This window comes from Flavobacterium sp. FG19, assembly GCF_057809475.1.
On record NZ_JBMDKA010000026.1, the window covers coordinates 1 to 13,439 of the forward strand.

The 13,439-nt window shown below is 36.7% G+C and carries 6 protein-coding genes; 1 reads left to right on the forward strand and 5 read right to left on the reverse strand.

The window, feature by feature from the left end; translation table 11 throughout:
- Positions 1 to 50 precede the first annotated feature (50 nt).
- From ACODST_RS21630 to ACODST_RS21650, 5 genes are all read right to left on the reverse strand, one after another.
- Positions 51 to 668, reverse strand: coding sequence for a leucine-rich repeat domain-containing protein (locus ACODST_RS21630; protein ID WP_488934170.1), 618 nt, complete (start codon positions 666 to 668; stop codon positions 51 to 53).
- A gap of 206 nt (positions 669 to 874) precedes the next feature.
- Positions 875 to 3,736, reverse strand: a complete 2,862-nt coding sequence (locus ACODST_RS21635; RefSeq protein ID WP_488934171.1) for an RHS repeat domain-containing protein — start codon at positions 3,734 to 3,736, stop codon at positions 875 to 877.
- 608 nt (positions 3,737 to 4,344) lie between these two features.
- Entirely contained in the window at positions 4,345 to 7,881 is a 3,537-nt protein-coding gene (locus ACODST_RS21640; protein ID WP_488934172.1) for a DUF6443 domain-containing protein, read from the reverse strand.
- Between the two features lie 12 nt (positions 7,882 to 7,893).
- On the reverse strand, positions 7,894 to 11,124 hold the full coding sequence (locus ACODST_RS21645) for an RHS repeat domain-containing protein (RefSeq protein ID WP_488934173.1): 3,231 nt from the start codon (positions 11,122 to 11,124) through the stop codon (positions 7,894 to 7,896).
- A 629-nt stretch (positions 11,125 to 11,753) separates the two neighbouring features.
- Positions 11,754 to 12,413 carry a DUF6565 domain-containing protein gene (locus ACODST_RS21650; RefSeq protein ID WP_488934174.1) on the reverse strand — a complete coding sequence of 220 codons (660 nt, stop codon included), beginning with the start codon at positions 12,411 to 12,413 and terminating at the stop codon, positions 11,754 to 11,756.
- Positions 12,414 to 12,712: 299 nt separating this feature from the next.
- On the opposite strand from ACODST_RS21650, the gene ACODST_RS21655 reads away from it, so the two are divergent.
- Positions 12,713 to 13,399, forward strand: coding sequence for an ABC transporter ATP-binding protein (locus ACODST_RS21655; RefSeq protein WP_488934175.1), 687 nt, complete (start codon positions 12,713 to 12,715; stop codon positions 13,397 to 13,399).
- Positions 13,400 to 13,439 lie beyond the last annotated feature (40 nt).

Sequence of the window (13,439 nt, forward strand, 5' to 3'; positions counted from 1 at the left end):
TTTTTAAAATTTGTTCAATTTCAAAATTTCATATCACTAACTTTGAAACACTACCGAGGATTGTTAGAAATATCTAACTTCTCAATTTTAGTTGAATTAAGATATAATTGAACTAATTCAACATTCTTTTTGACATCAATAATCTTTAAATTACCATTTTCGGACAATTGTACAGTTTTTAGTTTCGGAAGTTCATCCAAAATAATCTTTTCAAATATATTTCCTTGCAGATACAATGACTCGATATTATTAGTATTAATCAAGACCAGTTCATTTAACCCGTTTCTAAAAGCATAAAGTCCTTTTAATTTGGACATATTTTTTATTACCAATTTCTTTCCTAACATATTTTCACCTACATAAATTTCTTCAATAGTTGAATTGTTGAAAAATACATCTAAGTTTAAAACTTGATTTTTCATTGCATTCACTGTCTTTAGTTTTTTGAAATGCACTAAATCATCTAAGCTTTTTATATTTCTATTTGAAATCTTCAGCTTACTTATAGTATCTATCTCAGCAATTTGGATTTCATTATCTTTATTGACATCATAACCTAACTCTAATAATGCTATTTTTAAATTTTCATCCTTGAATTTAATTTTTTGTGCATTTAAATTCCAAGAAAAAATCAGCATCAATAATATATGTATATATTTAAGTCTCATATCTTTTTTAATTTCTTTTAGTAAACAACGATATTATTAATGCTATGATCACAAATATCACAAAAATTACTACTCTATAATATTTCGAATTATAATATCTGTTGAAAGCATTATCATTTGGTTTTTTCTTAAAATCTACTAAAGTGTAAATTATGAATGCTATCCCAACAATGTAATATATGTACATCATAATATATCTAATTATTTTATTTTTTATTTTGATCTCTAACTACATCTATGGATTTATCTAATGCGTTAAAAAGATTATCATTTACTATTTGTTCTGTTGGACCAAACACACTTGAACCACCTAATTTTCTTGATGCACCTTCAATTACTCCTTTTGTTATAGTTTTTTCTATAGAAAATTCACCTTCAACCATATCATTAACAATTTCTAAACCTGTACCTATTACCGAAATGCCCCCCCCAACTTCTGCCATTGCAGCGGCAAGTGGCGCACCAAATCCTGTAGCTGCTACTGGTACGGCTGCTAAAGTCATACCATCACCTACATTTTGAAGCGCTCCTGGTCCATGCTCTCCAAAAGAATCCATTATACTTTTATTTTCAGAAATGTAAGTCCCATTATCAGTGGTTAAACTAATGTCATCAACGTCCATCTTTCCACTATTATTTACAACGAAATTACCATCCGATGCGAATTCAACAATAGTACTATAATCTGCTGTATGTGCAACTCCAGAAGCAAAAACTTGTTTTACATTGCCATATCCTTTAGCCTCGGCTTGTTCTTTTGTTTTAACATCAGCATCATAAGTTATATGCTGCTGTCCATTTGAACCTGTCCAATTTATCCAATCATTCGGAGCCATTCCATCAGGATCAATAAATCTAATAGGATTATTAAATGCATAATTATATGGACTATGTCTACGCATTTTCTCTGCTAAAGGATCTATGTTCATCCAACGCCCAAGAGCTGGGTCATAATTCCTTGCACCATAGTCGTAAAAGTTAAGCCCCAACTCGTCTTGGAGCTCTTTTCCGTTGTACTTATACTTATTCTCAACGCCGGTTTTAACGTTATTATATCCTTCCTGTTTTAATCCAAAAGGATAATAGTTGTTCTCTTCTTTTATAGCTAGTGTTTTATCATAGCTTAAACGAATATTGCCCAGATGATCTTTATACTGGTATACATATTTATAAGAACTTCCATCAGGTTCTACATACCCTTCTGCTGTTGGGAAAAATTTCAAAGCAGCGTTATCGTACTGGAATCCTCCCAGATAATCAGTGGTGGTAACACTGGCTGGTGAGATTATCGTTACTACTTTTTGTACTTTCTGCCCTGCAGCATTGTAAAGATATATAATATTGCCTGTTGCGGCAAAAGTTATTTTGGCAGGCAGGTTCAAATGGTTATACGTGATAGCCGTAATGTTTTTGTTGTTATCCGAGATCATGTTTCCGTTAGCATCATAGGTATAATCGTTAACCGTATTGGTGGCACTGTCCACAAAACCGCCTGCTTTATAGGTCGTAGCGTTATCCACTACTTTTACCAGCTGGTTGCTGTAAGTATTGAGGTAGGTATAGGCCAGATTATCAATTTGGTTAGTGGTTGCTTCACTACCCCCGTTTCTGAGCAGGCTTATAATATTTCCGTTTCTATCATACGTAAGACTTTCATTAAATGAATTACTAATAGTGGCGGCTTTTTTAAAGACACCTTCTTTCAATCGGTTCAGGTTGTCGTATTTATAACCGTAAGTTCTTATAATACCGTTATCAGAATTTGTTGCCCAGTACGTTTCGGCAATATTTCCATTGTACAAAGGGGTTACACCGCTAATCGCAGCTGCGGCAGTATTATAATTAATCTTAAAAGCAAACAAATCCTTAGGGTCTCCTGTTTTAGCCAGGGCATTAATATCGTTTATGGCCGTAAGCCAGCCTCGTATGTTATAACTGTAATTTACGTTTTGTGTGGGAGCGGCTTCTGTATTTCCTGTCTTTTTAGAAATCAGCTGTCCCAGTTCGTCATAGGTATTACTGGCCATCAATTCTACAGTTCCTCCGCTAATCTGATGGGTATGGGTCAGTAAACGGTCCTGTGCCGAGTAGGTAAAAGTATCTACGGTTTGGAGTTCTGAATCAGTTGTAAGTCTTTTATGATAGGTATTGGTTCGCAGTACTTTTCCGCTAAAATCATACAGCTTGTCAATAATGGTATAACCACCCAAATGGTTCTGTACCCGGTTTCGTATCGGCCTTGCTTTTATATCATAAAGTGTATACGACAGTTCGTTTTTATATAAAGTACTGGTTTCCAAAACACGGGTCCATGCCCCTGTTGGCAGTCCTTTTGGTTTCACAGTAGTATTGTAATATACCGTTTGTGTCTGTACCGTTGTGGGAATAGTGGGTGCGTTAGGAAAATTATAATCGTCAAAATAATTTACGGTCAGCACATGATAGTCGGTTGTGGGCCAGGCAGCATTGTTGTACCTGAAACTTACCCCGTTTACAGTCGTGTTGGTCGCTGCGGTGATTTTGGTTTCGTTATTGGAAGTTAAAAGCGACACGGCATCCTGCAGTGTTTTTCTGGCGGCAGAGGTTATTCCTCCTGTACCTAATGATCCTCCTATCGTAGCGTAAATTTCATTATCTTTTGCATTTTTCCTAGCTTCTGCTTGAACAGGGCTTATTTTTTCAGATGTTTTAAAAGATGAAACTTCCTTAATTGTAGCTTGCATTTCCTTACTAGTTTCTTTTAAGCTTACAGTCTGCGCTGGAACTGTAATTGCATCAGTTCTCGTCCAAGTACCGTCTTCATTTTTAGTATTAATAGAATTGGTAGAAGTAATTGTCGCTGTTTTTGATGCATTACCATCAGCATCAACATAAGCAGTTGTAAACGTTGTTGTGTCCATTATTTGAATTGCCTGACCGTTACTATCTGTTATAGTCATTGTAGAAACTACTGTTTGTTGAATTTTATCTGTTCCTTTTGTTTCTCCCTTATCATCGTATTTAAATGAATTCGAAATCTGATTAGAAATTACCCTAGTTTGGGGAGGATCATTTTCAAGAGCTTCCATTCCATCAGGATCAATATAATAAACAGGGTTATTAAGTGCATATGTGTATGGCGAGAAGCGTCTGGATTTCTCTGCCAGCGGGTTTAATATCTGTCTCTAGTTGAACAACTCCATCAGGTTAAATAAAAAACTTTAATTTTATTCAAAGGAAAGCATAGGTGAACTTTAGACAACCCGAAGGTTATTTTATTTTTATGCGATATTACTATAAATTTCTGATTATCTGTTAATGTTTGATGTAATTATTAAGTACCAACATATCTGAGACATTATCTAATTAATCATCATCAAATCTGAACATGACCTCTTATGATTTTACCAAAAATATATGATACGATGCTATTCCAAACCTACTATTCAAAATAAAAATAAAGATAAATACCAAAAATAAACAATGGAATTAATAAGTAATATTTCGGTTTAGCTTTCAATAAAAAAGAAATAGTAATAAAATGAATTATTCCAATTCCAATTATAAAGAAATACCAATTATCATTGAAACCCGCAGACCCCGAACCTAATAAAAAGAATACATAGAGCATCAAAAAGAGAATTAAAAACGATATTAGAATATTTACAATTAACCATTTTATAAAATTTACCATAATCTATTCAACAACTGTTACTTTAATGTTATACTTATTTTTCATATTCTTAACAAAATTATCAATTATCGCTTTGCTCCCACCTCCCTTTAAAAAAGAGGATGTAAAAGCTTTTAAATCTTTTGCAAAAGTACTAATTGAATGTGCTTTCTTATATCCTCCTTCATCTGTTTTGAATGCTCCTTTTAAGCCTTTCATATCATTGCCTGAAAGAGGGTCTTTAGTTCTATCAATACTATACGAATCAACACCATCTGGAGCAGTTATATCATTTGATTGATGGGGTGCCATATTAAACACAAAATCGATTTCATTATCTGCATCAGCAAATTCGTTAGCATTTTGTTTAATTAACTCTAATAAGCGTTCTGTATATCCAGCACCAAATGCAGCCCCCCTGCTATGAGTGTATATTTGTATCTTTTCAATTATTTTCCCCTGTGAGTTTCTTGCTAGCTTTGATAAAATTGATTTAAATTCAGATTTAGTCATTGCTTTATATCCAGCTTCTCTTCTAAAATACGCATTGTTAACCCCTCCTGTCATCCACGATGAATTCTCTATTTTCCTAGTGTGAGAAGAATACCATCTATCTCCATCTACATAGTGTACCTGCCCACCAGGATTTGCAATACCTGAACCAGCAATTGTTGCAATAATTTCAGATGACCAATAACTTTCGTCCCCTCTTTCACTGTCAGAACTGGTCTTTCCATTAATAAATATAGGTAGCTCTCCATCTTTATCCAAATAAATCACAGGACAATTCAAAGCATAAACATAAGGTGACGATACTTCTAGTAATTCAGCCTTAGGGTCGATATTCATCCAGCGTCCTAATGCAGGGTCGTAATTACGTGCTCCATAATCATAAACATTAAGTAGTAACTCGTCTTGTAGTTCCTTTCCATTGTATTTATACTTATTCTCAACCCCGGTTTTAACGTTATTATACCCTTCCTGTTTTAACCCAAAAGGATAATAATTGTTTTCTTCTTTTATAGCCAGTGTTTTATCATAGCTTAAACGAACATTCCCCAGGTGGTCTTTGTATTGGTAAATGTATTTATAAGAACTTGCATCAGGCTCCACATACCCTTCGGCTGTTGGGAAAAACTTCAAGGCAGCATTGTCATACTGAAATCCTGCAATATAATCTGTTGTTACAGCTGGTTTACTGGTTTCGTTTACGATTTTCTGTACCTTCTGCCCGGCAGCATTGTAAAGGTAACTAATATTGCCTGTTGAGGCAAAAGTTATTTTAGAAGGCAGGTTTAAATGGTTATAGGTAATGGCGGTGATGTTTTTGTTGTTATCCGAAATCATGTTTCCATTAGCATCATAGGTATAATCGTTAACCGTATTGGCCGCACTGTCTGCAAAACCGCCTGCTTTATAGGCAGTAGGAGCATTATCCACTACTTTTACCAGCTGGTTACTGTAGGTATTCAGGTACGTATAAGCCAGATTATCAATTTGATTGGCTGCTGTTTCACTGCCCCCGTTTCTAAGCAGGCTTATAATATTTCCGTTTTTATCATAAGTCAGGGTTTCATTGTAAGAATTGGTTACGGCTGTTCCTTTTTTATAAACAGCCGTTTTTAAACGGTTTAAATTGTCATACTGATACCCATAAGCCCTTATCACGCCGTTATCTGAGTTTGTGGCCCAGTGGGTCTCCGAGATATTCCCGTTATACAATGCTTTTCCTCCCGTTACAGTCGGGGTGTTGTTATACTGCAGTTTAAAAGCAAATAGATCTTTGGGATCCCCTGTTTTGGCCAGGGCATTAATATCGTTTATGGCCGTAAGCCAGCCTCGGATATTATAGGTGTAATTTACATTTTGTGCCGGAGCTGCTGCTGTATTTCCCACCTTTTTAGAAATGAGCTGTCCCAGTTCGTCATAGGTATTACTGGCCATCAGTTCTGCCGTGCCTCCGTTAATCTGATGGGTATGGGTCAGTAAACGGTCCTGCGATGAGTAAGTAAAAGTATCTTTGGTCATAAGCTCGGCAGCTGTACTTACTCTTTTATGTCTTGTTATGCTGTAGAGTGTTTTACCCGAAAAGTCCAGTTTGGTATCGGTATAAGTATAACCGCCTAAATGGTTTAGGGTATAGATCCTGACGGGTCTTGCTTTAGTATCATAAAAAGTAGCTGTAGTTTCCCCAAGTACGGCTGTACTCAGGGTAGGCACTCTTGTCCAGGAAGCTGACGGGAGCCCTTTTATCTGCGCCGCTGTCTTTACAGTCTGTGCTTCTACAGCAGTGGGTACTGTAATGGCAGGTGTACTTGGAAAGGTATAATTGTCGTAATAAGTAACAGTCAAAAGTTTAAAGGCCGTCGGTGCCACAGCATTGGTATAATAGGCGGCAATACCGTCTATGGTTCCGCTGGTCTGTTTGCTTTCGTTAATTACAGAGGCAGCGCTCTGGGCGGTCTGCAGGGTAATCCTTCCTGCAGCAGTTGCAGCAGTTCCTGTTGACCAGCCTGTATATACCGGGCGGTTAAAAGCATCATATTTGGTTATGATCCATCCCACTGTAGTCAGATCTGAAAAAGGAGAATTGGCGGGACCTGCCGCCACAACTCTGTCTAGTTTATCATATACCATAAATTCCCATTGTTTTCCCGGCAGTTTTTTCTCGACCAGACGGTTGCGGCTGTCGTATTTATACTGGTAGCACAAATCATTCAGTACAGCGGTTGTAATACTGCCGTCCGCTTTTGGCGGTACTACATAGGTAAGGTTTCCGTAAATATCATAAACATAATAGGTATCGTGTTTTACTGCAGCATCATAGGTCCTTTTTAAGACAACCCGGCCTTCTTTATCTTTAAATTCTACTGTAGATCCTGCTGATTCTACAGGTACAGCAGCGGTATTTTCGTCATAAGTGATGGTTTTATAAAGCTGTCCGGCTGCATAATAGCCGCTGTTTACAAAGGCGATATTATACAGCCCGGAAGCAGCACTCCATGTGGTAGTGGCAGTAAAGAGTTTTACTTCATTGGCCTTATTGGTCTGATAGTCTATTTTTATTTCATGTCCCGAGCCTGACTTCCAGTCATTTCCCGGAGCGGCCTGTTTCAGGACACGGTTCAGTGGAGAAGCTTCAAGTTCTTTGCGGCTGAAAGGGGTTGTTGTGGCTTCCAGTGCCGGGTTTCCGTTAACGGTGCTGTTTGGACTGCCGTAATACAACATGACTTTGGTTTTGGCAGCAGCGTCAAACCCCATAGTAGAGGTTTCGGCTTTAAAAGGCAGGTATTCTTCGACCTGTCTTCCAAAACCGTCATATTCGATATGGGTAATAATGTCTTTTCCGGATTTGGACTGCTGCCAGTCAATTTTCTGAACGGGTCTTCCCAGTCCGTCAAAATAAGTCACGGTCTGGGCGGCCTGAGAAATTGTAGGAGCTGTTATCTTTACAGTAGTCGGGGTTTTATAGGTTATAGTCTTAACGTAATTTTCGGTCTGGGTCTGGCTGTTTACCATAACAGGAAATAAGACCAGAAGGAGTTGGATTAGTTTTTTCATGGCGGTTATTTTTTATGGCTTGTAGTTATACTGGTTCTCTGAAAGGATCTTTCCTTCGTTATCTTTTACAAATTCGAGTCTTCCAAAAGAATCATAGGTGTAAGTGATTTTGTCTCCTTTGGGATCGGTTATGGTGCTTACCCCAACCAGCGGAATATAGGTATAGGTGGTTACCATGGCATTAGGCAGTGCCGTTCTTAAATTGTTTAAAGCGGTGAGCAAACTGGCTTCGGTTCCGGTATTGGAAATATTCTGCAGGCTGGCGACATACGAAACAACTTCGCTGTAAGCTGCATTCTCGATTTTGGCAATAGGCTGGGTTTTGTTGTAACCCCAGATTATGGAAACAGGGGTTCCGTTTTCTAAAGTGTACTGAAGGATATTGCCTTTGTCGTCGTACTGATCATAGGTGATTTTCTTTTCAAGATTTCCCACATTAGCGATACTCGGAAAGGCATTAGGAAATGAGGCGGCATAAACCGATTTAGGCAGCAGTATATTTGCTGTTGCCGTACTTTTGTCATAAACCGTCAGCTTTTCTGATGTTTTGGTCTGGTTATAATAAGTTTGAGTGTCTAATGGAATTCCAACCATATTTTTTGCAGTTAGTTCTGCAGCAAACGGTTTAGAAGCCATTTCTGAATCTTTGGCATAAAAGTATTTTGTTTCTAACGGCAGATCTTTTGAATTGGTCAGTATTTCAGAAGTCAGCTGAAAATGATTCGGTTTGTTATATTTATATTCTGTTGTGGTAGTAATTGGATTTAATCCGTTCTGATCAAAAACAGTTGTTATTTTTTTTGACAAGTAATGCCTCTGGCTTCTGGTTTCGTAGATATTAAAATTATAGAAATAATCTGTAATGGGGGTATATCCCGGATTTGCATAAATCATATACAATCTGGAGGTATAATTTTTTGCTGTAAAATCATAAGACGGATCATATTCATAAATCAGCTCATTTTGTGACAGATAAACATAAGCTGATCCATTTTTTCTAAACTTGGTTGTTTTGTATTCCGTTCCGCTCAAAAAACCGTTTGAATAAGGAGTTCCTCTGATATATTCATCGCAGGTTCCCACAAAAGGTTCATCAGATGCCGGTACAAAACTGTGGATGATCCCTCCGTTTTCAAAATTTTCACCAAAACTTTCCAGCACTGTATCATAAGTCAGCACAGGTCCGTCAAAAGAATTCAAAGGTATTCTGGCATTAGAAAACATCGTATAGGTTCTTTTATCCGTTGCAGTAAAAGTATCATAATTGGCCTCAGAGTTAGGATTGGCAATGGCAAACTGTCCGGTACTGCATTCCAGACAGTCCTTGGTACCGTAATAGTATTTTTTGGTAACGGTATTTCCTTTACCATCAGAATCGTAAGTATTACGAACCCTTACCCCTGCTACCGGATCATTTACTTTTATGGTATAGGGCTGGGTTGTGGCATAGGTCACCGAACCGTATATATTCAGACAGGCTCTTATCGAAGCAACCCTTAAAAAGTAATTTCCGGCAGCTATACTGGCATTAATTGTTGGATTGGTATCAGACTTTAAGGTTGCTGCCACCTGATTAGTCGCCTGGTTAATCAAAGATACGTTTGCATTAGGAGTCCAATGTGTAGGATAAGACCCTTCCTTACACAGCCCTTCTCCAATATACATTAATTCGGCCTCGCCATATAAAGTAACGGTTTGTGCATAGGGAATATTAAATACAGGCGAATCAATAGATTTAGCCGTTGTAGCGGCCTCCTGCCCTATCGAATAGACTGTTTTAGGAGGATAAAAAGTTTTATCTACATACACCGAATTGGGTTCGTATACAAATTCTGTTTTTCCTTTGGTAGGATAGGTAATACTCTTTAACATTCCATACCCAACCACACTCGCATTAGGGCTTCTGTCTGCGGTATTGGCCGCTTTAAAAACATTGTATAAAAAATGCAGCGGTCCCAGATTGTTAAAAATCATATTGGTATTCTTGCGGGCATTATAATATCCAAAAATATCCTGCGCATACGAGTTTCTTGGCGGAAGTCCTTCCGGCGTATAATAATCAAAACTATAGCGTTTAATACTGGAAGTTTCTAAATTATTATATTCCAAAACCTCTTTTAAAAAAAACCTTTTTCGGTCTGTTTGCGTATACGAATTTAAACCGTCTGAATTGGTATTGGGCAGCACAGAGTAATAATTAAATTCAAACGATTTTAAAAGAGTGTTTAACCCCGAATAGATCTTGATCTTCTTTAACTGTTTTGATTCCTTATTGCTAAAATGAGTTTCTAATTCGATATATTCAAATACTATTTTTTTATCATTCAGTTCAATCGATTCAACAAAATAACTCGTATGACGTTCAGTATTCTGACAAGGTGTACCTATATTGGCTGTAGATGGCAGAGCTGAATTGTATACAACCGAGTTTGCTTTTTGCTGATAAGTGATAGTGGTAAAAGCCTGTGATATGTATTTAAAATAAACTTCCTGTCCTGCTGCTGTTTTAATTCGGGTTAGTAAATACCCTGTATCGCTGCTTGACGGGGTTGGTGAACCGCAGTAATTAACATTACTGCTTCGTTCTCTTGCATTATTTTCTCCAAAATAATATTCAGTACCGTCTACAGAGGTTATTTTAAACGTACGGGCAGTACTGCCGTCTTCGTCCGGAACAACAGGCGCCTCAATTTTATTATCAGAAACATTCAATTCGCGGAAAGAATTTCCATCTACTATAAATTTTCCGGAAATACCCGGTGCATTATAACTAAAAATATCTTTCTGAGGGGGATGGCTGCTTAAAGCAATCGCACTTAAATCTGAAGGAAAACAAATTTTGGATTCATCCGGAACCGACCATGCCATTCTAAAATCGTCATCGCCTCTTACCTGTCGGATTATAATTCCGCCCACAATTAAATCCCAGTCAATTCCAAGTTGTTTGGAAGTTGCATCAACCCGAACGCCATTTGAGCTGTAACTTAAGGACAACGGAATAGAAATACCGTTTTCTTTTAAGGTATAAAGTTCCAGATTAACATTGGGTGCTCCGGTGGTCATTCCTATTGGGACATTTCCATAATTCCCCAATCCGGCAGCAGCGGGAGAGGGCGGGATAATTTCGGGTGAAAACTTATCGGTTTGTTCTTCAGAATGTTGTGCGGTCATGCAGAAAGAAACAGTCATCAATAATAGAAAGAACATTCTTTTTATTATTCTTTTTAAAAGTACATTTTTCATTTCTCTTTTAAATTAAATTTATCGGCTTTGATTTTTTAGTTTACAATTTTTAAACTACTATCGGAATTGTGCATGAACCAGAAAAATGTTTTTTAAAAAGTTTACTTTGCCCAAACTAAATAATTGCTGTTATCAATCTTTATGAGTTTCCTCATTTTGACCTTGCTTTTTTAGTATTTTTTAGTAAACAGAAGATAATCCTAATCTTTACAACAGAATAAAGATTAGGTGTAATATATTTTTATCTAAAAGCTATAAAACTGGATAAAAAAACAACCAATAATGACAATCCTGAAAACGAGTTTTGTTTTCCGGATTAATTTGTTAAGAAAATGAAAATTGTCATTGATGAAACTCCCAGTGGTTTTTTAAAGTGAAGTAAATCTATAACAAAAAATCAAAAAACAAAAATTTTTTTTTAAGAATTTACTTACTTAAAAAATATAATCTATTTCTTCTCGTAAATTATGATTTGACAAACAAAAAAGGGATCAAAATAAAAAGCTCTATAGTAACGCAACAAATTCAATCTATTTATAAAAGCAATCAAGTTTTTCTTGTATTCTCTTAAACAAAAAAAAGACAACCATTGCTGATTGTCTTTTTTACTAATTCAAAATTCTAAAACTTTATTTTTTAGCCTCTTTGTTTTCTTCAGATTTGGCTCCCATTCTGTTTACAGTGTACATGGGTGCAAATTTGACTTTTAAACCGGCAATTTTTCGGTTATCCTCGGCGGTAAGCCCTTCTTTTTCAACGGTATTTTTACGGCTGTCAAGAGCTTCATACATCAGTTTTACTTCGTCCCAGTCTTCTCTGGAATACTTGTCTTTATTATCTTCTACGGTGTGAACAAACTGCTGGTAAACACTGTGGATGTTTTGGGCATTTACCCAGCTAAAGTTCATGTCATCGCCAATTTTTCCGGCACCAAACAAAGCATCTCTTAACTGCTGTTTTGGACTCGGAGCAGGAGGGGCAAAAACGGTGGTCATCTCATTTCGAAACTCTTCATACTTAATTTTGCTTGCATCTATTTTTTCAGCTGCTGCGGTATTATCCTTAATATCGGCCAGTGCAGCCTGAGCTTCCTGAGATTTTCGGTCATATTCGGCTTCAACAGTTTTCCAGTTTTCTTTCAAATTTTCTGCTGAAACATTTTTTACTGAATCGACGTAGGTTACATAAGAGTCGATTGTTTTTTGCGCTTTTTCTTCTTTTTCATTCTTACAGGATACAAAACTTAATCCTGATACGGCAATTACTAGTGCTATTTTTATATTTTTCATAATCTTGATTGTTTAATTAATACATCTCAAAGTTACTCAAAACCAGAACCTTAAATATTACATTATTCGCATCTTTTTAAGATTTAAAACATACTAAAACTGTAAAATTTAAAAAATAGTGCTAATTATAAAATTTTAACACCAAATAATATAACTGCTTTTTCTCATAAACCCGGATGAAATATAATCTGGCTGTAATTTTGAAACTTTAGAGATTTTGTAACAAAAACCAATTCTGTACTACTTATGTTTTTTATTGAAAAGTGTTTCGTACTTTTAAAACCAAATTGTAAAATAAAATGGCAGATCCATTAATTAAGATAACTGACATACGCCGAAATTTTATTCTGGGTAATGAAACGGTATATGTTTTAAAAGGAATTAATTTAGAAATCAATAAAGGGGAATATGTTGCTTTGATGGGACCATCAGGATCCGGAAAATCAACTTTAATGAATTTGCTGGGCTGTCTGGACACTCCTACTTCGGGACGTTATGTATTAAATGGAAAAGATGTAAGCCAGATGCGCGATGACGAACTGGCGGGAATCAGAAATACCGAAATAGGCTTCGTTTTCCAGACGTTCAATCTTTTACCCAGAACTACCGCGCTGGATAATGTTGCTTTGCCTATGATTTATGCCGGTTATTCAAAAACGGAAAGAAATGAACGCGCTACGGCAGTACTTAAACAGGTAAACCTTGCTGACCGAATGGATCACCAGCCGAATCAGTTATCAGGAGGACAGCGTCAGCGTGTGGCCATTGCCCGCGCCCTGGTTAACAAACCTTCCATTATTTTAGCCGATGAACCCACCGGAAACCTGGACAGTAAAACCTCTGTAGAAATCATGAAACTATTTGGCGATATACACGCTCAGGGAAACACGGTTATTCTGGTAACGCACGAGGAAGATATTGCCGCTTATGCCCACCGTGTTATCCGTTTAAGAGACGGTTTAATTGAAAGTGATACGACTAAATAATTTTAGATTTTTGATTATAGATTATTTTCTAAATCTAAAA

Bases quoted from the DNA above. Each gene is read 5' to 3' on its own strand.
- ACODST_RS21630 (WP_488934170.1), bottom strand. From the start codon at position 668: ATGAGACTTAAATATATACATATATTATTGATGCTGATTTTTTCTTGG.
- ACODST_RS21635 (WP_488934171.1), bottom strand. From the start codon at position 3,736: ATGGAAGCTCTTGAAAATGATCCTCCCCAAACTAGGGTAATTTCTAAT.
- ACODST_RS21640 (WP_488934172.1), bottom strand. From the start codon at position 7,881: ATGAAAAAACTAATCCAACTCCTTCTGGTCTTATTTCCTGTTATGGTA.
- ACODST_RS21645 (WP_488934173.1), bottom strand. From the start codon at position 11,124: ATGAAAAATGTACTTTTAAAAAGAATAATAAAAAGAATGTTCTTTCTA.
- ACODST_RS21650 (WP_488934174.1), bottom strand. From the start codon at position 12,413: ATGAAAAATATAAAAATAGCACTAGTAATTGCCGTATCAGGATTAAGT.
- ACODST_RS21655 (WP_488934175.1), top strand. From the start codon at position 12,713: ATGGCAGATCCATTAATTAAGATAACTGACATACGCCGAAATTTTATT.